The organism is Streptomyces coacervatus (assembly GCF_029223485.1).
Classification (GTDB): Bacteria; Actinomycetota; Actinomycetes; order Streptomycetales; family Streptomycetaceae; genus Streptomyces; species Streptomyces coacervatus.
Map to the genome: position 1 here is coordinate 769,094 of NZ_JARHTP010000001.1, position 23,758 is coordinate 792,851.

General features: G+C 71.2%; 27 protein-coding genes and 1 tRNA gene. 22 read left to right on the plus strand and 6 right to left on the minus strand.

Features of this window, described 5'->3' with window-relative positions:
* Positions 1 to 152 precede the first annotated feature (152 nt).
* Positions 153 to 1,394 carry an MBL fold metallo-hydrolase gene (locus P2Q00_RS03360; RefSeq protein WP_275769253.1) on the plus strand — a complete coding sequence of 414 codons (1,242 nt, stop codon included), beginning with the start codon at positions 153 to 155 and terminating at the stop codon, positions 1,392 to 1,394.
* Positions 1,395 to 1,416: 22 nt separating this feature from the next.
* Entirely contained in the window at positions 1,417 to 2,223 is an 807-nt protein-coding gene (locus P2Q00_RS03365) for a DUF429 domain-containing protein (RefSeq protein ID WP_275769255.1), read from the plus strand.
* Here P2Q00_RS03365 and P2Q00_RS03370 read toward each other — a convergent pair.
* Positions 2,195 to 2,581, minus strand: coding sequence for a cupin domain-containing protein (locus P2Q00_RS03370; RefSeq protein ID WP_275769258.1), 387 nt, complete (start codon positions 2,579 to 2,581; stop codon positions 2,195 to 2,197). The two genes, P2Q00_RS03365 and P2Q00_RS03370, sit on opposite strands and share 29 nt — an antisense overlap.
* Before the next feature lie 113 nt (positions 2,582 to 2,694).
* Here P2Q00_RS03370 and P2Q00_RS03375 point away from each other — a divergent pair, with 113 nt between their 5' ends.
* The 8 genes from P2Q00_RS03375 (at position 2,695) to P2Q00_RS03410 (ending at position 8,944) form a co-directional block, all read left to right on the plus strand.
* Positions 2,695 to 3,087, plus strand: a complete 393-nt coding sequence (locus tag P2Q00_RS03375) for a helix-turn-helix domain-containing protein (protein WP_275769261.1) — start codon at positions 2,695 to 2,697, stop codon at positions 3,085 to 3,087.
* A gap of 75 nt (positions 3,088 to 3,162) precedes the next feature.
* A complete protein-coding gene (locus tag P2Q00_RS03380) occupies positions 3,163 to 3,573 on the plus strand; it encodes a VOC family protein (RefSeq protein WP_266963214.1) in 411 nt (136 codons plus the stop codon).
* A 395-nt stretch (positions 3,574 to 3,968) separates the two neighbouring features.
* Positions 3,969 to 6,161, plus strand: a complete 2,193-nt coding sequence (locus P2Q00_RS03385; protein ID WP_275769264.1) for a sensor histidine kinase — start codon at positions 3,969 to 3,971, stop codon at positions 6,159 to 6,161.
* Positions 6,162 to 6,241: 80 nt separating this feature from the next.
* A complete protein-coding gene (locus P2Q00_RS03390; RefSeq protein ID WP_275769267.1) occupies positions 6,242 to 6,676 on the plus strand; it encodes a roadblock/LC7 domain-containing protein in 435 nt (144 codons plus the stop codon).
* A 2-nt stretch (positions 6,677 to 6,678) separates the two neighbouring features.
* Positions 6,679 to 7,050, plus strand: coding sequence for a DUF742 domain-containing protein (locus P2Q00_RS03395; RefSeq protein ID WP_030936141.1), 372 nt, complete (start codon positions 6,679 to 6,681; stop codon positions 7,048 to 7,050).
* Positions 7,028 to 7,627, plus strand: coding sequence for a GTP-binding protein (locus P2Q00_RS03400; RefSeq protein ID WP_275769268.1), 600 nt, complete (start codon positions 7,028 to 7,030; stop codon positions 7,625 to 7,627). The genes P2Q00_RS03395 and P2Q00_RS03400 overlap by 23 nt, the downstream gene beginning before the upstream one ends.
* 61 nt (positions 7,628 to 7,688) lie before the next feature.
* Positions 7,689 to 8,270: a GAF domain-containing protein gene (locus P2Q00_RS03405; RefSeq protein ID WP_275769271.1), complete on the plus strand. Its 582-nt coding sequence runs from the start codon at positions 7,689 to 7,691 to the stop codon at positions 8,268 to 8,270.
* A gap of 68 nt (positions 8,271 to 8,338) precedes the next feature.
* On the plus strand, positions 8,339 to 8,944 hold the full coding sequence (locus P2Q00_RS03410) for a TetR/AcrR family transcriptional regulator (protein ID WP_275769273.1): 606 nt from the start codon (positions 8,339 to 8,341) through the stop codon (positions 8,942 to 8,944).
* Between the two features lie 92 nt (positions 8,945 to 9,036).
* Here the strand turns inward: P2Q00_RS03410 and P2Q00_RS03415 are convergent, their stop codons facing one another.
* From P2Q00_RS03415 to P2Q00_RS03425, 3 genes are all read right to left on the minus strand, one after another.
* Positions 9,037 to 9,642, minus strand: a complete 606-nt coding sequence (locus tag P2Q00_RS03415) for a GOLPH3/VPS74 family protein (RefSeq protein WP_275769274.1) — start codon at positions 9,640 to 9,642, stop codon at positions 9,037 to 9,039.
* A gap of 143 nt (positions 9,643 to 9,785) precedes the next feature.
* Positions 9,786 to 10,961, minus strand: a complete 1,176-nt coding sequence (locus tag P2Q00_RS03420) for a YbfB/YjiJ family MFS transporter (RefSeq protein WP_425579677.1) — start codon at positions 10,959 to 10,961, stop codon at positions 9,786 to 9,788.
* Positions 10,962 to 11,020: 59 nt separating this feature from the next.
* The gene (locus P2Q00_RS03425; RefSeq protein WP_275769278.1) at positions 11,021 to 11,323 is read right to left on the minus strand and encodes a muconolactone Delta-isomerase family protein; all 303 of its coding nucleotides are present in this window, start codon (positions 11,321 to 11,323) and stop codon (positions 11,021 to 11,023) included.
* A 108-nt stretch (positions 11,324 to 11,431) separates the two neighbouring features.
* On the opposite strand from P2Q00_RS03425, the gene P2Q00_RS03430 reads away from it, so the two are divergent.
* From P2Q00_RS03430 to P2Q00_RS03475, 10 genes are all read left to right on the plus strand, one after another.
* On the plus strand, positions 11,432 to 12,370 hold the full coding sequence (locus P2Q00_RS03430) for a LysR family transcriptional regulator (RefSeq protein ID WP_275769280.1): 939 nt from the start codon (positions 11,432 to 11,434) through the stop codon (positions 12,368 to 12,370).
* A 128-nt stretch (positions 12,371 to 12,498) separates the two neighbouring features.
* Complete coding sequence (locus P2Q00_RS03435) at positions 12,499 to 13,212, plus strand: SDR family NAD(P)-dependent oxidoreductase (protein ID WP_275769281.1); 714 nt, start codon at positions 12,499 to 12,501, stop codon at positions 13,210 to 13,212.
* A 32-nt stretch (positions 13,213 to 13,244) separates the two neighbouring features.
* Positions 13,245 to 13,643: a YybH family protein gene (locus P2Q00_RS03440; protein ID WP_275769283.1), complete on the plus strand. Its 399-nt coding sequence runs from the start codon at positions 13,245 to 13,247 to the stop codon at positions 13,641 to 13,643.
* A gap of 167 nt (positions 13,644 to 13,810) precedes the next feature.
* Positions 13,811 to 14,839 carry an L-threonine 3-dehydrogenase gene (tdh, locus tag P2Q00_RS03445; RefSeq protein WP_275769284.1) on the plus strand — a complete coding sequence of 343 codons (1,029 nt, stop codon included), beginning with the start codon at positions 13,811 to 13,813 and terminating at the stop codon, positions 14,837 to 14,839.
* Between the two features lie 61 nt (positions 14,840 to 14,900).
* Positions 14,901 to 16,094, plus strand: a complete 1,194-nt coding sequence (locus P2Q00_RS03450) for a glycine C-acetyltransferase (RefSeq protein ID WP_275769286.1) — start codon at positions 14,901 to 14,903, stop codon at positions 16,092 to 16,094.
* A 37-nt stretch (positions 16,095 to 16,131) separates the two neighbouring features.
* Positions 16,132 to 17,034, plus strand: a complete 903-nt coding sequence (locus P2Q00_RS03455) for a LysR family transcriptional regulator (protein WP_275769288.1) — start codon at positions 16,132 to 16,134, stop codon at positions 17,032 to 17,034.
* 89 nt (positions 17,035 to 17,123) lie between these two features.
* Positions 17,124 to 17,708, plus strand: a complete 585-nt coding sequence (locus P2Q00_RS03460) for a helix-turn-helix domain-containing protein (RefSeq protein ID WP_275769289.1) — start codon at positions 17,124 to 17,126, stop codon at positions 17,706 to 17,708.
* Entirely contained in the window at positions 17,705 to 18,241 is a 537-nt protein-coding gene (locus P2Q00_RS03465) for a GNAT family N-acetyltransferase (protein ID WP_275769290.1), read from the plus strand. The genes P2Q00_RS03460 and P2Q00_RS03465 overlap by 4 nt, the downstream gene beginning before the upstream one ends.
* Positions 18,242 to 18,295: 54 nt before the next feature.
* On the plus strand, positions 18,296 to 18,655 hold the full coding sequence (locus P2Q00_RS03470) for an MmcQ/YjbR family DNA-binding protein (protein WP_275769291.1): 360 nt from the start codon (positions 18,296 to 18,298) through the stop codon (positions 18,653 to 18,655).
* A 243-nt stretch (positions 18,656 to 18,898) separates the two neighbouring features.
* A complete protein-coding gene (locus P2Q00_RS03475; protein ID WP_275769505.1) occupies positions 18,899 to 20,293 on the plus strand; it encodes an MFS transporter in 1,395 nt (464 codons plus the stop codon).
* Here the strand turns inward: P2Q00_RS03475 and P2Q00_RS03480 are convergent.
* A complete protein-coding gene (locus P2Q00_RS03480; RefSeq protein WP_275769292.1) occupies positions 20,231 to 21,154 on the minus strand; it encodes a transketolase family protein in 924 nt (307 codons plus the stop codon). The genes P2Q00_RS03475 and P2Q00_RS03480 overlap by 63 nt on opposite strands.
* A gap of 85 nt (positions 21,155 to 21,239) precedes the next feature.
* Positions 21,240 to 21,947 (minus strand): thiamine pyrophosphate-binding protein, encoded by a 708-nt coding sequence (locus tag P2Q00_RS03485; protein WP_275769293.1) that lies wholly within the window; start codon positions 21,945 to 21,947, stop codon positions 21,240 to 21,242.
* Positions 21,948 to 22,103: 156 nt separating this feature from the next.
* Between P2Q00_RS03485 and P2Q00_RS03490 the strand changes: the two genes are divergently transcribed.
* Both P2Q00_RS03490 and P2Q00_RS03495 read left to right on the plus strand, forming a co-directional pair.
* Positions 22,104 to 22,177, plus strand: a tRNA-Pro gene (locus tag P2Q00_RS03490).
* 227 nt (positions 22,178 to 22,404) lie between these two features.
* A complete protein-coding gene (locus P2Q00_RS03495) occupies positions 22,405 to 23,703 on the plus strand; it encodes a phospholipase D-like domain-containing protein (RefSeq protein WP_275769295.1) in 1,299 nt (432 codons plus the stop codon).
* The last annotated feature ends 55 nt before the right edge of the window (positions 23,704 to 23,758 follow it).

The window sequence follows — 23,758 nt, forward strand, 5'->3', positions numbered from 1 at the left end:
CATTCCTGCGGGAGGTGGGTGCGGCGGTGCAGTAGGCGAGCCCGGATCCTTGGGCTTTCCTTGGAATGAGCCCGCAGCGACCCGGACGACGCCGGTGTTGTCGGAGGTGCCGACCATAATGGAATGCCTCATCGACTCCACCTGGAGGTACCGTGCCCGGTTTCCGTTCCCTGAGCTCCGGGCTCAGCGCGCTGCAGCCCGCGGCCTTCGGCGCGGACCCGAGCGGTGAGCGCCTCGCGCGCATCCGCAGATCACCGCACTTCAAGGACGGGGTCTTCCAGAACCCCGGAGGCACCGCCCGGACCCGGCCCTCCGGTTCCACGCTGGACTTCGCGAAGGTCTTCTTCGACAAGGACGAGCGGCCCCGGCGTGCCCCCAAGGGCACGGTGCCGGTACATCCCACGACGCTCGCGGACATCGCGAAGCCCCCGGCCACCGGACTGCGGCTGACCTGGATGGGGCACTCCAGCGTGCTGGCCGAGATCGACGGGCAGCGGGTGCTCTTCGACCCCGTGTGGGGCGAGCGCTGCTCCCCGTTCTCTTTCGTCGGACCCAAGCGGCTGCACCCGGTGCCGCTGTCGCTCGCCGCGCTCGGCCCCGTCGACGTCGTCGTGATCTCGCACGACCACTACGACCACCTGGACCTGCCCACCATCAAGGCCCTGGCCGGCACGGACACACTGTTCGCCGTCCCCCTGGGCGTCGGCGCCCACCTCGAACACTGGGGCGTGCCGGTGGACCGGATCCGCGAGCTGGACTGGCACGAGGCGACCAAGGTCGGCGGCCTCACCCTGACCGCCACCCCGGCACGCCACTTCTGCGGCCGCGGCCTGCGCAACACCCAGCACACCCTGTGGGCCTCCTGGTCCGTCGCCGGGGACGAGCACCGGATCTTCCACAGCGGCGACACCGGCTACTTCGACGGCTTCAAGGACATCGGCGCCGAGCACGGACCGTTCGACGCCACGATGATCCAGATCGGCGCGTACTCCGACTTCTGGCCCGACATCCACATGACGCCCGAGGAGGGCATGCGCGCCCACCTCGACCTGCAGGGCGGCCGACCGCGCGGCGTGATGATGCCGATCCACTGGGCCACCTTCAACCTGGCCACGCACCCCTGGGCGGAGCCCGGCGAGGGAACCGTCGCGGCCGCCCGTGCGACGGGCTCCCGCATCGCTGTGCCCCGCCCCGGAGAGCCCTTCGAGCCCACCGCCGAGACCGTCCCCTCCGAGCCGTGGTGGCGTGCCGTCGCCCAGGCCCCGGCCGGCGGCTGGCCGGCCGGGGACGCCTTGACGGAGGCGGCGATCAGGGCCTCCTCCGACGCGGACAGCGTCGTACCCGGCCAGTCCGCGGAGGGCACGGGGGAGCCCGAGACGGTATCGGCGGGCTGACCTCGACGGGAAGCATCCCGGCATGAGGCAGGCGCGGGTGCGGGCGGTGACGGTCGGGGTCGACCTGGCCGCGAGTGCACGGCGTACCGCGGTGTGTCGTGTGGTGTGGGGTGCCGAGGGCGCCCTGGCGGCGGAGTTCGTCGTGCCGGAAGGGGACGAGGGCCTGCTGGCGCTGGTCCGGGCCGCCGACAAGACCGGCCTCGACTGCCCGCTCGGCTGGCCGTCGAGCTTCGTGGCGACGGTCCTGGCCCACCATCAGGGGCTACGGCTGCCGCCGCCGGCGCGCTTCGAGGCGCGCACGGACGGCCGGCCCGGGCTCGACCCGATGCGGTACCGGCTGACCGACGACCTCACCTGGAAGGCGACCTCGATGCGCCCTCCGCTGTCGGTGTCCACCGATCTGCTGGGCGTCGTGGCACTGCGTGCGGCCCGTCTCCTGGACACCCTCGCGGCCGCCGGCACCCCCGTGCCCAGGGACGGGTCGGGCCAGGTCGCCGAGGTGTATCCGGCCGCGGCGCTGCGGCTGTGGGGGATCCGTCCGGCCCGCAGCTACAAGAACGCCACCGCCGAAGCGCGCGCGGTCCGCGAGCACATCCTTCAAGCGGTCGAGGCGGGCCTGGCACTGGCCGTCCCCGAGCCCGTGCGCTCGACGTGTGCCGACAGCCACGACCATCTCGACGCCCTGGTCTGCGCGCTGGTCGCCCGCGCTGTCCTGGTCGGGGACACCCGGTGGCCGGGCACTCCGGCCGAGCGCATGGCCGCCCGGCAGGAGGGCTGGATCCACCTGCCGGGCGGAAACCTCACTGCCCTGCGGGCCCGTCCACGTTGAACGTGGACTGCCCCGTCCCCGCCCTGGTGACGATGATGTCGGCAGGTACCGACGAGGGGTTGCTCTCCCGGTGCACGGCGCCCTTCGGCACGTAGATGAAGTCACCGGGCCCGGCTTCGACCGTGTGTGAGCCGTCCGGCCCGAACTCCAGCCTCAGGGCCCCGGTGAGGACGTAGATCACCGACTCGTGTTCGCCGTGGTGATGCCAGCCCGATTCCATCCCGGGTTCGGTGCGGACGAATCCCGACCACATTCCGTCGGTGGCGAACGCCTCCTGCCGGTCCATCCCCGCGGTCATGGGCCCGGGCCGTCGGTCACCGGGGCGGGCGAGGAGAACCTCATCGCGTCGAAGGTCCATCACGGCTCCTTCCGCTCGGGCCGTCGAGCGGCGGCCCCGTCCGGTCACCAGGCTAGCCGCGGTCCGTCGGCCCCAGCGGAGAACCGGCCGGCGAACCGTGGTGTGATGGCGCGGTGAGCCGCGCCGCAGAAGAGACCAACCGCCGCATGCTCCGCGCCCGGGACGCGATGGACGGGGCCTACGCGCAGCCGTTGGACGTGCCCGCGCTGGCCCGGATCGCCCATGTCTCCCCGGCGCACTTCGCCCGCACCTTCCGCGCCACGTTCGGCGAGACACCGCACCGCTATCTGCAGCGCCGCCGCGTCGAGCGGGCCATGTTCCTGCTCAGGGAGACCGACCGCAGCATCACGGACATCTGCTTCGAGGTCGGCTTCGGCAGCCCGGGAACCTTCAGCCGCACCTTCCGCGACATCGTCGGCCGCTCGCCGAGGGAGTACCGCAAGCAGGCCGTCGCCCTGGACGTCCCCACGTGCTTCACGATGGCGTGGATGCGGCCGAGCGCCTGACAGTCCGCCCGGCCTTCGGCCGACGGAGCAGTTTTGGATAAGTTTTCGCGGTGCCGGGCTCGTAGCGTGATGCACATGTTCACAGCAATCACGCACTCGCAGATCTACGTCCTCGACCAGGACGAGGCGCTCGACTTCTACGTCGGCAAGCTCGGCCTGGAGGTCAACACCGACGCCGACCTCGGCTTCATGCGCTGGCTCACCATCAACGTCCCCGGCCAGCCGGACCGCGAGGTCCTGCTGGAGCGGCCCGGCCCGCCGCGGCTGTCGGAGGAGACGGCGGAACAGGTCCGCGAGCTGCTGACCAAGGGCGCGACGGGCGGCTTCCTCATCTTCCGGACCGAGGACTGCCGCAAGACGTACGAGACCCTGAAGGCCAAGGGCGTCGAGTTCACCGAGGAGCCCACCGAGCGGCCGTACGGAATCGACTGCGGACTCAGGGACCCCTTCGGCAACAGCATCAGGTTCACCCAGCCGAAGGCGTGAGACCACCCCGTCGTCGACACGGACAGTGATGTTCAGGGGAGGGTTCACGAGAGCGCGGAGGGTCCCGAAACGGTCCCGAGGGGTCCGCGACCGGACGGAAAACGGCAATCGATGAGGGCCGGGGAGCAATCGCTCCCCGGCCCTCGACATTTCACCGCGACCGCTTCTGACCAGCTCTGATCGATCCGTTCTGCAGCGGGATCATCGGCCCGTTGGGTTTATCGGTCTGTCGTACGAAGCCTCATACCAGAGCGGGACGCTGTGCGTGGGACTTTGTCAACTGCCCACCGCACATGATGGGTTGGCGACTACTGTGAGTGTCCATCGGGCAACGCATGCCCGAACCGCGCAGCCCGCGCCCCAGGCACCGACGGATCAGTACGACGAGGACACCGATGTCTCACCTTCGCGCACCGGCCGCACGCGCAGACCGCCGCGAGGGCGGGCGGCACGGACGGCCGGTTGCCCGTCCCGTGCCCTCGCTGCCCGAGACCCACATACGGCCCCAGTTGCTGCGGCTCGCCTTGCTGCCACCGATCGCGGTCGCCCTGAGTGCAAGTGCAGCGGTCCTGTTCACCGTGCGCTCCACCGGAGCACGGCCCGGCCTCACCCTGTGGGGTGTGCTAGCCGGCGCCGCCGCGGTGGCCCTCGCGGGAATCCTGATCGCCTCCGTGGCCGCCGACCGCGCCGCCAAGTCGGTGAGCGAACGCATCGCCGCCCTGCGCCGCATCAGCGCCCGCGGCGAGGCAGACCTGCGCGAACTCGTCGAGTCGCTGCGCCGCGGCGAGGCCCCGCCCCAGCGCAAGCCGCGCAGCGGTCCCCCCGACGACGCCGACGACTTCGAGCTCCTCGCCGCCGATCTGACCCGCGCGCACGACGGTGCCATCAACGCCGTCGTACAGGCCGCCCAGCTCTCCAGCCAGGCGGGCAGCGAACAGAAGCTCGAGGTCTTCGTCAACCTCGCCCGGCGCCTGCAGTCGCTGGTGCACCGGGAGATCTCCATCCTCGACGAGCTGGAGAACGAGATCGAGGACCCCGACCTGCTCAAGGGCCTCTTCCACGTCGACCACCTCGCCACCCGGATCCGCCGCCACGCCGAGAACCTCGCCGTCCTCGGTGGCGCCGTCTCCCGTCGGCAGTGGAGCAACCCCGTCTCCATGACCGAGGTGCTGCGCTCCGCCATCGCCGAGGTCGAGCAGTACTCCCGGGTCAAGCTGGTGCCCCCGATCGACGGCACCCTGCGCGGCCACGCCGTCGCCGACGTCATCCACCTGCTGGCCGAACTCGTCGAGAACGCCACGGTGTTCTCCGCCCCGCACACCCAGGTCCTGCTGCGCGCCAACCTCGTCACCTCGGGACTCGCCGTCGAGGTCGAGGACCGCGGACTCGGCATGCCCGTCGGCGAGCAGAAGAAGATGAACGCCCTGCTCGCCGACCCCGACCAGGTCAATGTCGCCAGCCTGCTCGCGGACGGCCGCATCGGACTGTTCGTCGTCTCACAGCTCGCCCGGCGGCACGGCATCAACGTCCGCCTGCAGACCAACATCTACGGCGGGGTGCAGGCGGTGCTCGTCGTACCGCAGGGGCTGCTGGGCTCCACACCGGGCGTTCCCGGGGGCGCAGCGCAGCAGCCGCATGGGGCCACGGGCCTGATGGGAGTGCCCGAGCCGTCTGCACCGCCGCGTTCCCAGCAGCCTCAGCCCCAGCCGCAGGCGTCGTCCGGGCCCCGGTACGAGGCCGTCGGGCCACGCGTCGCGCCTGTGCCGCCCGCACCGCCGCGTGCGCAGCAGCGGGAGGCCGCGCGGCCCACGGCCGCCGTGCCGAACGGCAGCGGACCGGTACCGCTTCCGGTGCGCGGTGCCAACGAGGAGCGGGCCAATCCCGCAGAGGCCCTGCCCGGCATCCGGCCGGACGACCGGCAGCTCGTCGCGGAGAACGCGGCCACGCCGCCCACACCCCGCACCGGCACCGTCCGCGGCACCATGGGCAAGCCCCAACTGCCGCGCCGCCGCGCCCAGGAACACATCGCACCCCAGCTGCGGGACGGCCCGGCGCCACGTCAGGAGACCGAGTACGTGGCCGGCCACGACCCGGGCCTGATGGCGGCCTTCCAGCGCGGCATCGGCCTGGCGGAGGCCCAGCAGAACCTGGACTCGGACCACTCGGAGTACTCGGACCACTCGGAGTACACCGAGTACACGGGAGCGGCACACACGGCGTCGGCGCACCTGGAGCCGGAACACATGGCCTCGTCACAGATGGCTTCGCCACACGCGGAGTCGAACCATGTGGATTCGACACACACGGCATCGACACACATGGCGTCGGAGCCCATGGAGCAGGCCGCGCGCATGGAGTCGCGTCCCCTCCTGGACCCGGCTCACACAGAGGCCGCACCCATGCTCCCGACCTCGCGTCTCGACGTTCTCCACACGGACGTCACCGCCACCACCCCGCCGCAACCCATGGACGTTTCGCACATGGACGTATCGCCCATGGACCCGGCCCACATAGCCGAGGCGCGCCCCGCGTCCGCGCGCGGCACCGACCACCCCACCCGGCACGACGGGAGCGCACCAGCCGGATGACCACCTTTGCCTCCACCCCCGTTTCCGCCCCCGCCCCCACCGCTCCCGCGGACCTTCGTACCCCAAGGAGTCGATCCACCATGGCGAGCGATGCGCCGACCGGCCATGTATCCGATCTCGACTGGCTGATGAGCGGCCTCGTGCAGCGCGTACCCCACACAACCAGTGCGGTACTCCTGTCCTGCGACGGGCTCGTGAAGTCGGTCCACGGCCTCGACCCGGACAGCGCCGACCACATGGCCGCGCTGGCCTCCGGCCTCTACTCCCTCGGCCGCAGCGCCGGGGTCCGCTTCGGCGACGGCGGGGACGTGCGGCAGGTCGTCGTCGAACTCGACTCGACCCTGCTGTTCGTGACCACCGCCGGCTCCGGCACCTGTCTCGCCGTGCTGGCCGGCCGCGATGCCGACGCGGCTGTGCTCGGCTACGAGATGGCGATGCTGGTCAAGAGCGTCCGCCCCTACCTGGTCACCGCGCCCCGGCAGCACGCCGTCGAACCCACGGCGATGAGGCCTTGAGCGTGGCGGCGGTCGGCGACGGGCCCTGGCTCGACGACGCGGCCGGTCGGCTGGTGCGCCCCTTCACGGTCAGCAACGGACGCACCCGGCCCACCATCGCGCTCGACCTCCTGTCGCACGTGATGGCCACCGGAGCCACCCCCCTCGGCTACCTCGGCCCCGAGCACGCGCAGGCGCTCGACCTGTGCCGCGCGCCCGTCTCGGTCGCCGAGGTCGCCGCCCAACTGAAGCTGCCGGCGGTGGTCACCAAGGTGCTGCTGTCGGACCTCGTCGACTGCGGGGCGCTGACCACCAAGCCCCCCGAGTTCCACCACAACCCGACTGACCGGGCCCTTCTGGAGGCAGTGCTCGATGGACTACGACGACAGCTCTGACCCCTTCCCCACCGCACTGAAGATCCTGGTCGCGGGAGGGTTCGGAGTAGGCAAGACGACCTTCGTGGGCGCGGTGAGCGAGATCGCGCCCCTGAGCACGGAGGAACTGCTCACCACGGTCAGCGCCGCGACCGACTCCCTCGACGGGATCGAGAACAAGGTCGAGACGACGGTGGCCATGGACTTCGGCCGCATCACCCTCGATCCGGAACATGTGCTCTACCTGTTCGGCACACCCGGACAGGAGCGCTTCTGGTTCATGTGGGACGAGCTCTCCGAGGGCGCACTCGGCGCGGTCATCCTCGCCGACACCCGCCGCCTGGAGGAGTGCTTCGCGGCCGTCGACTTCTTCGAGCAGCGCGGCCTCGGCTTCATCGTCGCGATCAACGAGTTCGACGGCTCGTACCGCTACGACCCCGAGGAGGTCCGCGCCGCCATCGACCTCGACCCGGAGATCCCCGTCGTGCGCTGCGACGCCCGGATCTCCAGCTCCGGAGTCCAGACCCTGCTCACCCTCGTCCGGCACCTCATCGCCCATGCCCCGGCGCACGCGCCGAGCCATGGCGCCCACATGTGATCACCGCACACCCGCCATGGAGCCCATATATGCCCTGCGTCCACAGTGACGGAGCCCGCCCATGAGATACGACCCGGCGCGCCCGGCCGGTCGTCTGCTGCTCACCCCGGAGGACAAGGAGGCCCCCGCCCGGGCCCGGCGCCTCGGCCAGCTGGGCCTTGCCGTACACCCGGACCCCGCCCTCGACGCCTATGCGGACCACCTCGCCGAGCTCACCGGGACGCCGTACGCCATGGTCAACTTCATCGACGAGAACCGGCAGTTCTTCGCGGGCCTGCACCTCTCGGACGTGGCACCGCCGGTGGTGAAGGCCGACGGCACCAAACCGGTCCTGGGGCGCGAGCTGGCCCGCGACCACGGCTTCTGTCCCCATGTGGTCGTCCGGCGCAAGGCGCTGGTCCTGGAGGACGTCTGCGACTACCCGCGGTTCGCGGGCAATCCGGTGGTCGACGAGTTCGGCATCCGCTCCTATCTGGGCGCGCCCCTGATCGACAGTACGGGGATGGTGCTCGGCACCGTGTGTGTCGTCGACGTGGAGCCGCGGCCCTGGGGCAGGCCCGGTCTGGAGGCCATCAAGTCGTCGGCGGCCGATCTGGTCGCCCGGCTGGAGCGACGGGAGGCGGACGGGCTCCCGCTCCTGTGACGGGGGCCGCCTCCGACGGGGCCGCCGCTCACTAGCCGACCGGTCTATTACCTACGTACACTTGCGCCGTGGGACGCACCAGTGACGCCAGGCAGAAGATCCTCGGAGCCGCGCGCTCGCTCATCGAGGGACGCGGCTACACGGCGCTCGGCGTGGCCGAGATCTGCAAGGCGGCCGGGGTGCCGAAGGGCAGCTTCTACTACTTCTTCGAGTCGAAGGAGGCCCTCGCGCTCACCGTCGTCGACGAGCACTGGGCGGCCCAACAGCGGGACTGGGCAGGCGTGTTGGGCGGCGACGCGGAACCGCTGCAGCGGCTCCGGCGGCTCTTCGAGGAGACGGAGGCCGGCCAGCGCGCCGTCCAGCAGGGCTGCGGCACCGTCTCGGGTTGTCTGTTCGGGAACCTCACCCTGGAGCTGAGCAACCAGACCGAGGCCGTCCGCGGCCGGCTGCAGGAGATCTTCGACGCGCAGGTCGACATGGTCGAAGCGGTGATCACCGAGGCCCGGGAGCGCGGCGACGTCACCGTGACCGACACCCGGGAGGCGGCCCAGGCGGTGGTGGCCCAGCTGGAGGGCCAGGTGATGTTCGCCAAGCTGTACAACAACACCCGGCGGCTGAGCCCGCTGTGGGACAACTGCCGGGCGCTGTTGGGTGCTCCGCGGGATGTGCGGTGATCTGTCGTCTTTCGTCTGCGGCATCGTCGTGGCTGGTCGCGCCCACGCGGCGGAGCCGCATATCGATACAGCCCCGCGCCCCTTTGGGGCGCTCAGTAGCCGCGCCAGACATTGTCGAACGCGGCGTCCTCGATCGCCTTCCGCTGCCGTACGGCCTCCAGCTCCATCACCGCGTCACCGATGGCGGCCAGCACGGTCGTGACCGCCTCACCGGAGAGGTCCTCGCGCTCCTCTCCCGGCTCCTCGTGGATCCCGGCGGCGGCAGCCAGGGCGGCCAGGACCGGCTCGCCCGACGCCCAGCGCTCCTCGGCCCGGCGCCGGACGGGCGAGTCGACCAGCTCGGCCCGCCCGGTCCGCAGCGGAATCCGGCGCCCTCGCGGCCGGGCGGTCAGCCCCACCCGCTCCAGGTCGTCGACGTAGGCGGAGGACAGCCCGCGGCCCCGGCGCCACAGCCATTCCTCGACCGTCTCGTACGGCTCGTGCCGTACGAGCGACGAGGCGGCCTCGTCCAGCAGACGGTCGCCCGTGGGCGACGGGGCGCTGGGGAGGATGCGGTCACCGTCCAGGGCGAGCGCCAGGGCCTCGATGAGGTCGAGCACCTCGGCTCCCGCGAGTGCGAGCGACAGGTCGCCCTGCCCGACCTGGCGGCTGGGCGCCGCGTCCAGGGCGACGATCGCAAGGTCCCGTGCGGTGTTCATGAGCGGCTCCACGTCAGTTGGCCGAGTGCGGGGCGAGAGCGTCGGGGCCGGCCTCAGGGCCTGTCCGGCAGACCATGCCGGCGTCGCGGGGCCTGGCACGCGCCCCGGACCCCGCTCGGGTCGGCCACAAGGCGACGTTACCTCTACAGCTGCCTTGATCCGCCGGACAGGCCCTGTACGGGCCGGGCGTCCTCGGTCGATTCTCGCTGCCGTTCTGGGACTGTGTGTCGTACTACGACCATGTGGTGCGGGAAGCCGATCCGCAGCACGGCGGCGGCCGCGGCCGCGGCGAGGACCACGACGGCGGCCAGCAGCAGCGCCTGGTGGTAGCCGTCGTGCAGCAGCGGGGCGACGGCCGGCGGGCCGAGGATCTGGCCGACGGAGTATCCGGCGGTCAGCAGGGCGACCGAGCGGGGGAAGCGCAGATGGGCTCCGGCGGCCAGGGCGAGCATGCTGATGCCCAGGAACGTGCCGCCGAAGAGCACCGCCGAGATGAGTGCGGCAGCAGTTCCGCCGATCAGGGCGGGCAGCGCGATGCCGATCGCCTGCACCACGAGCGCGGCGAGCAGCAGAACAGGACGGGACCAACGGCGTCCCAGCCGCGCCCACAGCGCCGGGGACGGCACGGCGGCCAGCCCCACCAGCACCCAGGCGCCGTTGCCGACCCAGCCGGGGGAACCCTGGCCGATCGCCGCGACCAGGAAGGTTCCGGCAACGATGTAGCCGATGCCCTCCAGGGTGTAGCTGACGAACAGCGCGCTGAACCAGCGGTACGTACGGGGTGCCGTACTCCCGGTCTTCTCGCTGTTCGCGGACGGGGCCGCCTCCGGCCGCAGGTTCCATGAGCCGACGGTGAGCAGCGCCGTGAGCGCGGCCGAGGCCCACCAGGCGACCCGCCAGTCCTCGACGGACCGCAGCGCCAGGAGCAGCAGGCCGGACAGGGCGATCCCGGCGCCCACGCCGCCGATGGCCCAGCCGGGCAGGTGCGCCGGGTGTCCGCGCAGGTGGTGGAGGAGGGAACTGGCCGCGACGACGAACACCAGGGCGCTCGCCACCCCGGCCGGCAGGCGCAGGGCGGCCCACGCCGCGGCGCTGTGGGTGAGAGGCATCGCGGCGAGTGTCGCGGTCAGCACCAGCAGGGATCCGCGCAGGACGGCGCGCGAACGGACCAGTGCGGGCAGCAGGATGCCCGCGAGCGCCCCGACGAGATAGCCGACGTAGTTGGCGGTGGCCAGATTCGCGCCGTCGCCGGCGGACAGGCCCGCCTGGGTGTGCATGAGGGGCAGGATCGGCGTGTAGGCGAAGCGGCCGACGCCCATGCCCGCGGCGAGTGCCGCCGCGGCCTGGGCGACATGGGTCCAGGGGGAGGAGGTTGTCTTCATCGGGTGCCGTCGACCCGCGCCGGGTCGTTGGGGTGGGCCTGGAGCGGGGTGACGGTGAGGGTCATCCACGGGCGCAGCGGCAGCGTGCCGAGCACCTTCTCGTGGAGATCGGCCTCGTCGGCGGCCCGCCACACGCCGATGCTGCGCAACTCGCCCACGGGGCGCCACAGTCGGGCCAGATTGCCGGTCGCGGCCAGCTCCTTGGCGCGCACGGCCTCGGCGGCACGCCGCCGGTCGACCTCGTCCTGGCCGGTGCCCTCGGGGACGGTGGTGGTGATCTCGACCAGGAACTCTTGCATGATGCGCTCCGTTCGCCGTTGTTGAGCTCATCGTGCGCCCGTGACCAGCATCGATGCCACGACCGGCTGCCTCGCTGCTGATAGGCGCAGCCTCCCAGCGCGCGTACCATGGCGCCCGTGGAACTGCGCCAGCTGCGGTACTTCGTCGCGGTCGCCGAGGAACTGAACTTCGGCCGGGCTGCCGAGCGGCTGCTCATCGCGGGCCCCTCGCTCTCCCAGCAGATCAAGGCCCTCGAACGGGACCTGGGCGTCCGGCTGTTCGACCGCGACCGCCGCAAGGTCTCCCTCACCCCGGCCGGCGCCGCCCTCCTCCCGCACACCCGCGCCCTGCTGGACCGCGCCGACGACCTCAAGCGCCGGGCCGGCCGTCTGTCCGGCTCGGTGTCGGTACGGCTCGGCTACGTCAACTGGCTTCCCCCGGACCTGACTTCACGTACGGCCGCGGTGGCCCAGGTGCACGTTGACGCCTGGGTCGCCCCGTCGCACACCCAGGCCGCCCGGGTCGCCGACGGCAGCCTGGACCTCGCCGTCTGCTGGGTACGGACCGAGGACCTCAAGCGGCTCGGGCTGCGGGCCCGACTGCTCGGCGCCGACCGGCTGTACGCCGTCGCCAAGGGCGGCGACAGCAGCGACGTACCGGATGTGGCGGCCCGGGACACCGACGTCCTCATCGACGACGACGTCACCGCCTGGGCGGCCTGGGACGCGTACGCCGAAGAGCTGGCGCAGTCCACCGGGGCCCGTACGGTGCGTATCTCCGACGGCGGCGTCACCGGACCCGCCTTCTTCGACCACGTCCGCCGCAGCCGCCGCCCGGTCCTCAACTCGCCCAAGGGGCAGACCACTCCGCTCCCGCCCGATCTGATCCGCCGCGAGATCGTCGCGCCGAAGGTCTACTGGACCTGGTCCCTGGTGTGGCGCGAGGCCGAGGACCGCGCCGGGGTCCTCGCCGTCGTCGACGCCCTGTGCGAGCGTGTCGGCGACCTCGGGATTCACGCCCCGGACGCCTGGCTGCCCGCCGACGATCCTTACACGCTCCCGGGCTGACCTGGTCTGGAAGCCTGCGCCTATCAGACAGAAGGAAGCCGATCCTTCCGCCGCCGAGCCACCCGACCTACCTTCCAAATAGTCGACCGGTCGGCTAGTGCCGGTCAGTCCCTCGGAAGAAGGTCATCATGAGCACCAGGAACCAGAAGGTCGCGATCGTCACCGGCGCCTCGCAGGGCATCGGCGCCGCTCTCGTCGAGGGCTACCGCAAGCTCGGATACGCCGTCGTCGCCACCTCGCGCACCATCGCCCCCGTCGACGACGCCGACGTCCTCACCGTCCAGGGCGACATCGCCGACCCGGCCACCGCCGAGCGCGTCATCTCCGCCGCCGTCGAGCGGTTCGGCCGTATCGACACCCTGGTCAATAACGCGGGCGTCTTCGTCGCCAAGCCGTTCACCGAGTACACGGCCGAGGACTACGCCACCGTGACGGGCATCAATGTCGCCGGTTTCTTCCACATCACCCAGCTCGCCGTGGAGCACCTGCTCGCGCAGGGCGGCGGCCACATCGTCAACGTCACCACCAGCCTGGTCGACAACGCGGACTCCAACGTCCCCTCCGTCCTGGCCTCGTTGACCAAGGGCGGTCTGCAGTCCGCCACCAAGTCCCTCGCCGTCGAGTACGCCACCCGCGGCATCCGCGTCAACGCCGTCTCGCCCGGCACCATCAAGACCCCCATGCACGCGGAGGAGACCCATGAGTTCCTCGCCGCACTGCACCCGGTCGGTCGGATGGGCGAAGTGAGCGACATCGTCGACGGCGTGCTCTTCCTGGAGACGGCACCGTTCGTCACCGGCGAGATCCTGCACGTCGACGGCGGTATGAGCGCAGGACATTGACATCCCGTCAGATCAGTGACCAAGGAGCGGACATGACCACCACGGCGGACGACAAGGCGATCCTTGGCGCGGTCCTCGACGAGTGGAAGGCCGACGTCGACGCACACCGACCCGAGCGCGTCGCCGCCCGCTTCACCGAGGACGCCGTCTTCCAGGGGCTGCACCCCTACAGCGTCGGACGGCAGGGCATCGCCGAGTACTACGACTCCCAGCCCCTCGGCCTGCAGGTGGCGTACCGCATCCTCGAGACCAGGAGGCCGGCCGACGGCCTCGTCCTCGGCTACCTGGACGTGGAGTTCTCGTTCACGGACCGGCCCGCGCTGCAGGTCAAGCTCTCGGTTCTGGTGACCCGGGTGGGGGAGGACTGGTACATCAGCCACTACCAGGTCTCCCGCCTCGACCAGGCCGCACTCCCGAAGGGGGCGGTGTGAGGCGGGCGGGATGGGTGTGAAGCGGAGCTGCGGCGCGGGTTAAGAAAACCTCGATGGACCCGGGGTGGTGTCGTACGGCAGATTGCTACGCGATTCCACCCCTCTCCCCGGATACGGGCGCCTTCGGCATGCCCGGACCCGGGGTCGCACCCACAGGAGCCGTAGCGTTGAAGGCGCTGGTCAAGGAGAAGGCGGAGCCCGGGCTGTGGCTCGCGGACGTCCCGGAGCCGGCCGTCGGACCCGGCGACGTGCTGATCAAGGTGCTGCGCACCGGCATCTGCGGCACCGATCTGCACATCCGGGCCTGGGACGGCTGGGCGCAGCAGGCCATCCGCACCCCGCTCGTGGTCGGGCACGAGTTCGTCGGTGAGGTGGTCGGGACCGGGCGTGATGTCGAGGACATCAACGTCGGCGACCGCGTGAGCGGCGAGGGGCATCTGGTGTGCGGGAAATGCCGCAACTGCCTCGCCGGGCGGCGGCACCTGTGCCGGGCCACGATCGGGCTCGGCGTCGGACGGGACGGCGCCTTCGCCGAGTACGTCGCCCTGCCCGCCGGCAATGTGTGGGTCCACCGCGTGCCCGTCGACCTCGATGTGGCCGCGATCTTCGACCCGTTCGGGAACGCCGTGCACACCGCGCTGTCCTTCCCGCTGGTCGGCGAGGACGTGCTCATCACGGGCGCCGGCCCGATCGGTCTGATGGCCGCCGCGGTGGCCCGGCACGCGGGCGCCCGCAATGTCGTCGTCACCGACGTCAGCGAGGAGCGGCTGGAGCTGGCCCGCAAGATCGGCGTGAGCCTGGCGCTGAATGTGTCGGAGGCTCAGATTGTCGACGGACAGCGGGAGTTGGGGCTGCGCGAGGGCTTCGACATCGGCCTGGAGATGTCCGGCCGCCCCGAGGCCATGCGCGACATGATCGCCAACATGACGCACGGCGGCCGGATCGCCATGCTCGGCCTGCCCGCCCAGGAGTTCCCGGTCGACTGGGCCCGGATCGTCACCTCGATGATCACCGTCAAGGGCATCTACGGCCGCGAGATGTTCGAGACCTGGTACGCGATGTCGGTGCTGCTGGAGGGCGGCCTCGACCTGTCGCCCGTGATCACCGGCCGGTACGCGTACGGCGACTTCGAGGCGGCGTTCGCCGACGCGGCGAGCGGCCGCGGCGGCAAGGTCATCCTCGACTGGACCGCGTAACCGGACTGCGTGGCTCGACTGCGCAACTCCCTTTCGGCGAAGGCATTTTAGGAGCTTCCCCATGTTCGACTCCGTGCGCGACGACCTGCGCGCCACCCTTGACGAGATCCGCGCCGCCGGCCTGCACAAGCCCGAGCGCGTCATCGGCACCCCGCAGTCCGCGACCGTGAACGTCACCGCGGGCGGCCGCCCCGGCGAGGTCCTCAACTTCTGCGCCAACAACTACCTCGGCCTCGCCGACCACCCCGAGGTCGTCGCCGCCGCACACCAGGCCCTGGACCGCTGGGGCTACGGCATGGCGTCCGTCCGCTTCATCTGCGGCACCCAGGAGGTGCACAAGGAGTTGGAGGCCCGGCTGTCCGCCTTCCTCGGCCAGGAGGACACGATCCTCTACTCCTCCTGCTTCGACGCCAACGGAGGCGTCTTCGAGACGCTGCTCGGCCCCGAGGACGCCGTGATCTCCGACGCTCTCAACCACGCGTCGATCATCGACGGCATCCGCCTGTCCAAGGCCCGCCGCTTCCGCTACGCCAACCGTGATCTGGCCGATCTGGAACGGCAGTTGAAGGACGCGTCCGACGCCCGGCGCCGACTGATCGTCACCGACGGCGTCTTCTCCATGGACGGCTATGTGGCCCCGCTGCGCGAGATCTGCGACCTCGCCGACCGCTACGACGCCATGGTCATGGTCGACGACTCCCACGCCGTCGGCTTCGTCGGCCCCGGCGGCCGCGGCACCCCCGAGCTGCACGGCGTCATGGACCGCGTCGACATCATCACGGGAACACTGGGCAAGGCGCTCGGCGGAGCATCGGGCGGCTATGTGGCGGCCCGCGCCGAGATCGTCGCCCTGCTGCGCCAGCGCTCGCGGCCGTACCTGTTCTCGAACACCCTCGCCCCGGTGATCGCCGCCGCCTCGCTCAAGGTGCTCGACCTGCTGGAGTCGGCGGACGACCTGCGCGTGCGACTCGCCGAGAACACCGCGCTGTTCCGCCGCCGGATGACCGAGGAGGGCTTCGAGATCCTCCCCGGCGACCACGCCATCGCACCCGTGATGATCGGCGACGCGACCAGGGCGGGCCGCCTCGCGGAGCTGCTCCTGGAGCGGGGCGTGTACGTGATCGGCTTCTCCTACCCGGTGGTGCCGCAGGGCCAGGCCCGCATCCGCGTTCAGCTGTCCGCCGGGCACTCGACGGACGATGTCAACCGGGCCGTGGACGCCTTCGTGGCGGCACGGGCCGAACTGGAGGCCTGATCCGGCCGGTCCCGGACATATTGAGATAATCGATCCCATGATCGAAGCGCGGCGGCTCCACATCCTCCGTGCGGTGGCCGACCACCGCACGGTGACGGCGGCTGCCGCCGCGCTGTATCTCACGCCCTCCGCCGTCTCCCAGCAGCTGACGGCGCTGGAACAGGAGACCGGCCACCGCCTGGTCGAGCGCGGCGCCAAGGGCGTACGGCTGACCCCGGCCGGGGAGATCCTGCTCAGCCACACCAACGCGGTCCTCGCCCAGCTGGAGCGGGCGGAGGCCGAGCTCGCCGCCTACAGTTCGGGCGCCGCCGGCACGGTCACCGTCGCCTCCTTCGCGACCGGCATCGCCCTGGTCGTCGCTCCGGCCGTGGCACACCTCGCTTCCTCCGCGCCCGGCATCCGCATCCGGGTCCAGGACGCCGAGGGCGACGCCAGCCTGCCGATGGTCCTGGACCGTCAGGTCGACGTCGCGGTCGCGGTCGAGTACCGCGGGGCGCCGCCCGCCGACGACCCGCGCCTGACCCACGTACCGCTGTATGCCGAGCCCTTCGACGCGGTCGTCCCGGTGAGTCATCGGCTGGCCGAGGCCACCGAGATCCCGCTGGCCGACCTGGCCAAGGACTCTTGGATCGGCCCCTACCCCGGCAATCCCTGCCACGAAGTGGTCGTCCTGGCCTGCGAGAGCGCCGGATTCCAGCCACGCCTGGAACACTCCTCGGACGACTTCCGGGCCGTCGTGGCCCTCGCCTCGGCGGACGCGGGCGTGGCCCTCGTGCCACGCTCGGCGCTGCGCGGCATGGACCTCGCGGGCGTGGTCGTACGGCCGGTGGACGGGGTCGCGCCCACCCGCCGGGTCTTCGCCGCGGTGCGGCGGGGAGCGGAGGAGCACCCGCTGATCAGGCCGGTGCTGGAGGCGCTCGGCGAGGCGGCCCGGGCGTAGGTCCAACATCTGGCGGGGCGCCGCCGCCCGGCCGGGCAGGCACGTACGGCTGCGGCGTGCCCTCTCGTATCTGGGATAGAATCCCGAATATGAAACAGGACGTCGCTGAGACGGGGCCCGACCCGGTCGACTCCCGGCTCGGGGCCCGGCTGGCCGAGCTGCGGGCCGAACGGGGCTGGTCGCTGGGGGAGTTGGCGGAGCGCAGTGGGGTCAGCCGGTCGACGCTGTCCCGGGCCGAACGGGCGGAGATCAGCCCGACCGCCTCGCTCCTGAACCGCCTGTGCAGCGTCTACGGGCGGACCATGTCGCAGCTGCTCAGCGAGGTGGAGGCAGAGCCGGCACTGCTGGTACCGGCCGCCGAGCAGCAGGTCTGGGAGGACCGGGCCTCCGGTTTCGTACGACGCTCCGTGTCACCGCCGCACACCGGGCTGCGCGGCGAACTCGTCGAGGGACGGCTGACCGCGGGCGCCGACATCGGCTACGACCGGCCGCCCGTGCCCGGCCTGGAACAGCACATCTGGGTTCTGGAAGGAGCACTTGACGTGACGGCACAGGATGTGGAGCACCACCTCGACACCGGGGACTGCCTGCGGCTGCGGGTGTGGGGGCCGACGCGGTTCCGGTGCGCAGGACCGGACGACGTGCGGTACGTGCTGGCGGTGGTGCTGCCGTGACCCGTGTGACCCGGCTGGACTGCGATGAACTGCACGCGCGCGTGGACGCGTTGGCGGACCTCCTCGTCGACACTGTGGACGGCGGCGCCTCCGTCGGATTCCTCGCACCGCTCGACCGCGCGGAGGCCCTCGCCTGGTGGAAGGAGCGTGCCGCGGGCGTTGCCGCCGGGCAGCTCGCCGTGTGGGCGGCGCACGACGGGGAGCGGACGGTGGGCACCGTGAGCCTGGCCTTCCCGGACAAGCCCAACAGCCGCCACCGCGCCGAACTGGTCAAGCTGATGGTGCACCGGGACGCCCGAGGGCAGGGTCTCGGCCGCAGACTCCTCACCACCGCCGAGGATGCGGCCGCCGCGGCGGGCATCACCCTGCTGCACCTGGACACCGAGACCGACAGCCTCGCCGAGCACCTCTACCGCGCGACCGGCTGGACCCGGACCGGCGCGATACCGGACTACGCGGCCGCCCCCGACGGCGTGCTGCGGCCGACGTCGATCTACTACAAGAAGCTGGGGCCCGCCGCTCTCACCAGGTAGCCGGCTGATGCCCTCACCAGGTGATTGTCAGTGGGAGCCGCTACGGTGCGAGGCATGCCGGATGCCGAAGACGTACGCCGTATCTGCCTTGCTCTGCCGGACACGACGGAGAAGATCGCCTGGAGCATGCCCACGTTCCGGGTCGCGGGGAAGATGTTCGCCACGCTGCCCGAGGACGAGACCTCCATCGCCGTGCGCTGCCCCAAGGAGGAGCGCAACGAACTGGTGCTGGCCGAGCCGGCCAAGTTCTGGATCGCCGACCACGAGGCGCAGTTCGCCTGGGTCAGAGCCCGGCTCGCCGAGATCGAGGACGACGGCGAACTGCGCGACATCCTCGCCGACTCCTGGCGCCAGGCGGCCCCGCCCCGACTGCTGGACGCCTACCCGGAGTTGGGGCGTCCGGACACGGACTGATCTGGGCCCGGGGCCACGGACCGAAAACGCTTCGAGCGTTGTCGGTGGCGCGTGGCATGATCCGAAGTCGGGTGTGGGAGCCGGGCGGCGGGGGCTTCGGCCGGCACCGAGACGTGGGGAGCGTGGCTGGTGGGGGATCGGGCGGGGAGCGGAGCCGGAGGGGATGACATCGTTGCCGAGGCTGCCCGGGCGGCCGGCAGCGAGGCCGGTGGGGGCAAGGGACACCAGGGGGATGTACGGCCGGTGTGGTCGCGGGACTTCGCGCTGTTCTTCGTCGCCCGTGCCGTCGCCCGGCTCGGCGACACCATGCTGCCCGTCGCCCTCGCCGCGGGCTTGCTGCAGCACGGGTACGGAGCGGGCGCGGTCGGCCTCGCGATGGCCGCGACCTCCGTCGCCTTCGCCGGGCTGGTGGTCTTCGGCGGGGTCATCGCAGACCGCTTCAGCACGCAGAAGCTGATGATCGGCGCCGACCTGGTGCGCCTGGGTACCCAGTCCCTCGCGGCGGCGCTCTTCTACTCCGGCCACGTCGTGCTCTGGGAAGTCTGCGCCATCGGCTTTGTCAACGGCGTGGCGGGCGCGGTGTTCCAGCCGGGCGTCGCGAGCACCGTCCCCCGGCTCGCCTCCGACATCCAGGGCGCGAACGGGGCGATACGCATCGCCGAGTCCGCAGCGCAGCTCGCCGGCCCCGCGCTCGCCGGTGTTCTGGTCGGCTTCGCCTCGCCGGGCGGCGTCTTCGCGGCCCACGCGGCCACGTACGCGGTGAGCGCCTTGTGCCTCCTGCTGCTCCGCCTCCCCCCGCTCGCCCCCGGAAGCCGCCCCATGGGACACGTCGGCGGCAGTGCCTTCCGGGCCGATCTGGTCGAAGGATGGCGGGAGTTCAGGGCGCGCACCTGGCTGTGGGGCGTGATCGCCGTCTGGTGCGTGTACATGATCGCCGTGTGGGGCCCTTCCGTCCCACTGGTGGCGACGGAGGTGGTGCAGCAGCACGGCCCGCGCGCCTACGGCCTGGTCAACTCCGCCCTCGGCGCCGGTACCGTCATCGGCGGCCTCCTCGCGCTGCGCCTGCGCCCCCGCCGCATGCTGCGCGCGGGTGCACTCTCCCTGTTCGCCTTCGCGGGGTTCCCGGCGACCGTCGGGGCCGGAGTCGGCATACCGGCGATGGCTGCCGGGGCGGCGCTGGCCGGGGCCGGGATGTCGTTCTGGGGCGTGATGTGGGCGACCAGTGTGCAGACCCAGGTCCCGCCCGACGTCCTCAACCGCATTCATGCGTACGACGTCGCGGGCTCCCTCGCGATGATGCCGGTCGGCCAGGCCCTCGCCGGCCCCGCCGCCACGGCCCTCGGCGCCGACCATGTCCTGCTCGCCGCCGCAGCGATGAGTTTCGCCATCCCGATCTCCCTGCTCTCGGTACCGGCGATACGCAACCTGATACGCGCCGACGCACCGACGGCGGGCCCGGGTGCGGGGGCGGCGAGCGGTCGTGCTCGAAGACGACGGGCTGACGGCGGACATCCACCCGCTGGGCTCGCTCTCTCCGACACCCGACGCGCACAGACACCCGGAGACGCCCCCGCCTCAAGCGACCTGCTCAGCCACCGGCCCGCCCGATACAAACCCACCGATCCGCTCCCGCAGTGACCGGGCGTCCAGGCCGTGCGCGGCCACGTGCTCCTCGATGCGGCCGTACCGCCGAAGTTCACGGCGGCCCACGCCGAGGCCCAGTACGCGATGGGGGAGGTCGGAGAGCGCGTCGTTCGCGGCCGCCGTCGACGTGCCCGCCAGGTACGGCTCGACGAGGACGACATCGGTCCCGGCCGTCTCCGTGGCCCGGCGCAGGGCGGCCGAGTCGAAGGGCCGTACGGTCGTCGCGTACAGCACGGTCACGTCGAGTCCCTCCGTGGCGGCGAGCACGGCGTCCAGCGCCGGCCCGACGGCGAGGACGACGCCGGAGCGACCTTCGCGGACAGTGAGGAAACGCTGGCCGTCGACCGGAAGCCCCTCAGCGTTCGCCTGCACGGACAACCGCACGTACACCTTGTCGTCGCCCGCGGCGACCGCATGCCGCAGCAGGGTCTCGGCCTCGTCGGGATGCCCGGGCACGTGCACGGTCCAGCCGTCGAGGGTGTCGAGGAGGGCCACGTCCCCGGGAGCCATGTGCGTGTATCCGCCGGCCGGCCAGTCGAAGGACCCGGCGGCGCTGACCAGCACCGCGCCCGCGTCCTGATGCCCGAGGTCCAGTTTGACCTGCTCGAAGGGCCGCTCGACGAGGAAGCTGGCGAAGGTGTGCACAACGGGCCGTAGCCCGGTCAGTGCCAGCCCCGCACCGGCCCCGATCAGCAGCTGCTCGCGGATGCCCACGTTGAGGACCCGGTCCGGATGTCGCCGCCGCGCCTCGGCGAACCCGTCCTTGCCGATCTCGGCGAGGACGACCGCGACCCGCGGATCCTCGTCGAGCAGCCGTGAGACGACGGGGGCGAAACGGTCACGCATGGTGTCCATGGAAGGCCAGGCCTTTCTTGTGGTCTTGAGGGTTTGAGATCGAGGAGATGCCAAAGGAGGAAAGGGGGGAGAAGAGGAGCGGGACTCAGGCGTTCTTCGGCTCCACCCGGGCCACGACGACATGCGGGCGGCCGGGATGCGGAGCGGTGAAGGCGGCGTGGAGCGCGTCGTGATCGCGGCCGTCGACCGTGACCGCGGACCAGCCCGCGGCCTCGAAACGGGCGGCGATGCCGCCGGGCCGGGCATGGCTGGCGGAGGAGTTGTCGACGACGACGGTGTGCAGTTGCTCGAGCCGGGCGGGCCCCGCGAAGGCGATCGCCTCGTGGTTGCTGCCCTCGTCCAGCTCGGCGTCCCCGATCAGCACCCAGACCCGCGGCTCGCGCAGCCCCTGCGCACGCAGCCCCAGCGCCGTGCCGACCCCGATCGGCAGCCCGTGCCCCAACGACCCACTGCCGATCTCGGCCCCCGGCACGAGCACGCGGTCGGGGTGGTGTCCGAGCGGAGAGTCGTACGAGCCGAACCCCGGCAGCCAGTCCACGGGCACAAAGCCCTTGGCGGCGAGCACCGCGTAGTACGCCATAGGGCCGTGTCCCTTGGACAGCAGGAACCGGTCGCGTTCCGGATCGCCCATCCGCTCCGGCGCCACCCGCAGCACCCGGTCGTACAGCACCCACAGCACGTCCAGCGTGGACGTCGCCGCCGGGCCGTGCTTCTCGTCGCCCGTCATCAACCGCATAAGCCGGGGCAGGTCCTCGTATGCGTACGTGCGCCGCATTTCCTCGGTGATCGTCATGTCGACGATCGTGCAACCTCAACCAAACTTCAGGTCAAGCGTCGCCGCCGGCTGCCCTTCTCGGCCCCGGATTAAAGCCATGCGCGACCATCGACCCGAGTGCGGTATGGTTTCCATGCACGTTCGGCCAGGGGAAACCCCAGGTCAGACAGGCACCGGGACGTGGCGCAGCTTGGTAGCGCACTTGACTGGGGGTCAAGGGGTCGCAGGTTCAAATCCTGTCGTCCCGACGGTGTGAAGGGTCTTCGCAGGCGGAAGCCTGCGGGGGCCCTTTTCGTATGCGTCGGTTTCCGCTCCGGGCCCGTGCGCGCCCGCCACTCGTCGAGCTCCCCCAATGCTCCGAATGCCTGGACTCCGGCCGTCTGCCGTACCCCTGCCACACGAAGTGGCCTCGCCCGGCACAGAGTGATCTCTTCGCTTCCGTGCTCCCTCCCGAACTTTCGAGGAAAGGGCGAAGATGTCCCGCTCGACCGTGAGCCCGCAGCCGGCTCGCCGCTTCCGCATGCTGGCGCCCGTCGCCGTCGTCCTCTACCTGGTGGCCGCTCTCCTCGTCGGCACCGCGACGCCCGCCGCCGCACTGACCAAGCCGGTGATCAACGGGCCCGTGTTCAACGACCCCTTGGGCTCGCCGGCGCAACAGAGCGCGATCTTCACCCAGCTGGTCCGGCTGATCGACGCGACGCCCGCCGGGGCGACGATCCGCGGCTCGATGTACGAGTTCCAGGACCAGGGGGTCGCCGACGCGCTGCTCGCCGCCGACCGGCGCGGCGTCAACGTCAAGCTCATCGTCGACGAGTCCACCTATGAGGGCACCGCAGGCGTCGCGTACGACAACCCGGTGTACCGGGCCCTCAAGGACGGCCTGGGCAACAATGACGCCGCCCGCTCCTGGATCGTCGTCTGCGACGACAAGTTCGAGGACGACGACGGTGTGGACGACGTCGTGCGCGGCTGCCTGAGCGTCGCCCCGCCCGCACCGGCGTACAACCACAACAAGTACTTCATCTTCTCGAAAATCGGGCCCTTCGACGACGGCACCAGCTACTCGAAGGTCGTCTTCCAGACCTCCTCGAACCTCTCCGACTGGTACAAGGTCGAGTCCTTCAACGACGCCGTGACCTTCGTGAACCCCACCGTGTACGACGGCTACGCGTCGTACCACGAGAAGCAGCGCGCCGGACGCTACCTCGCAGGCGGCAACAACCACGTGTACTTCTCCACCCCGACCGGCTCGACCTACCGGGCCTTCTTCTTCCCGCGCGGCGACGCCTCGTACAACAACCCGGCCACCGACACCATCGTCAACGCCCTGAACGAGGTCAGCTGCGCCTACACCGGCACGGACGGGCTGCGGCACCAGACCGACATCCGCATCGTGGTGCACGCCTTCTACGGCTCGCGCGTCCAGGTCGCGGACAAGCTGGCCCAACTGCGCGGCAGGGGCTGCTGGATCGACATCATCTACGCCGAGAGCGACTCCAAGATCACCAGCAAGCTCACCGCCGCCGGCATCCAGCACCGCAGGTGCCGCATCCCCAACGGCCCGGGAATCGACGTCCGTCCGCACAACAAGGAGATCCTGATCGACGGCGACTACGGCGGCAGCATCACACCGCGCGTCTACACGGGCAGCGCCAATCTGGCCGGGTCGTCGCTGCGCTCGGCCGACGAGGCACTCGTACGGATCGTCAGCGCGTCGTACCACGCGAAGTATCTGAGCACCTTCTACAAGATCCGCGCGGCCTGCGGCGGTTGACGGGCCTCACACTCCCGTCGGAGTTTGCCCTGCCATTGCCCCTTCATGACCGTAT

Coding starts and splice junctions, on each gene's coding strand:
- P2Q00_RS03450 (WP_275769286.1), top strand. CDS start 14,901: ATGTTCGACTCCGTGCGCGACGACCTGCGCGCCACCCTTGACGAGATC.
- P2Q00_RS03470 (WP_275769291.1), top strand. CDS start 18,296: ATGCCGGATGCCGAAGACGTACGCCGTATCTGCCTTGCTCTGCCGGAC.
- P2Q00_RS03380 (WP_266963214.1), top strand. CDS start 3,163: ATGTTCACAGCAATCACGCACTCGCAGATCTACGTCCTCGACCAGGAC.
- P2Q00_RS03385 (WP_275769264.1), top strand. CDS start 3,969: ATGTCTCACCTTCGCGCACCGGCCGCACGCGCAGACCGCCGCGAGGGC.
- P2Q00_RS03405 (WP_275769271.1), top strand. CDS start 7,689: ATGAGATACGACCCGGCGCGCCCGGCCGGTCGTCTGCTGCTCACCCCG.
- P2Q00_RS03365 (WP_275769255.1), top strand. CDS start 1,417: ATGAGGCAGGCGCGGGTGCGGGCGGTGACGGTCGGGGTCGACCTGGCC.
- P2Q00_RS03455 (WP_275769288.1), top strand. CDS start 16,132: ATGATCGAAGCGCGGCGGCTCCACATCCTCCGTGCGGTGGCCGACCAC.
- P2Q00_RS03415 (WP_275769274.1), bottom strand. CDS start 9,642: ATGAACACCGCACGGGACCTTGCGATCGTCGCCCTGGACGCGGCGCCC.
- P2Q00_RS03430 (WP_275769280.1), top strand. CDS start 11,432: ATGGCGCCCGTGGAACTGCGCCAGCTGCGGTACTTCGTCGCGGTCGCC.
- P2Q00_RS03420 (WP_425579677.1), bottom strand. CDS start 10,961: ATGGGCGTCGGCCGCTTCGCCTACACGCCGATCCTGCCCCTCATGCAC.
- P2Q00_RS03370 (WP_275769258.1), bottom strand. CDS start 2,581: ATGGACCTTCGACGCGATGAGGTTCTCCTCGCCCGCCCCGGTGACCGA.
- P2Q00_RS03390 (WP_275769267.1), top strand. CDS start 6,242: ATGGCGAGCGATGCGCCGACCGGCCATGTATCCGATCTCGACTGGCTG.
- P2Q00_RS03485 (WP_275769293.1), bottom strand. CDS start 21,947: ATGACGATCACCGAGGAAATGCGGCGCACGTACGCATACGAGGACCTG.
- P2Q00_RS03425 (WP_275769278.1), bottom strand. CDS start 11,323: ATGCAAGAGTTCCTGGTCGAGATCACCACCACCGTCCCCGAGGGCACC.
- P2Q00_RS03495 (WP_275769295.1), top strand. CDS start 22,405: ATGTCCCGCTCGACCGTGAGCCCGCAGCCGGCTCGCCGCTTCCGCATG.
- P2Q00_RS03400 (WP_275769268.1), top strand. CDS start 7,028: ATGGACTACGACGACAGCTCTGACCCCTTCCCCACCGCACTGAAGATC.
- P2Q00_RS03460 (WP_275769289.1), top strand. CDS start 17,124: ATGAAACAGGACGTCGCTGAGACGGGGCCCGACCCGGTCGACTCCCGG.
- P2Q00_RS03440 (WP_275769283.1), top strand. CDS start 13,245: ATGACCACCACGGCGGACGACAAGGCGATCCTTGGCGCGGTCCTCGAC.
- P2Q00_RS03435 (WP_275769281.1), top strand. CDS start 12,499: ATGAGCACCAGGAACCAGAAGGTCGCGATCGTCACCGGCGCCTCGCAG.
- P2Q00_RS03480 (WP_275769292.1), bottom strand. CDS start 21,154: ATGGACACCATGCGTGACCGTTTCGCCCCCGTCGTCTCACGGCTGCTC.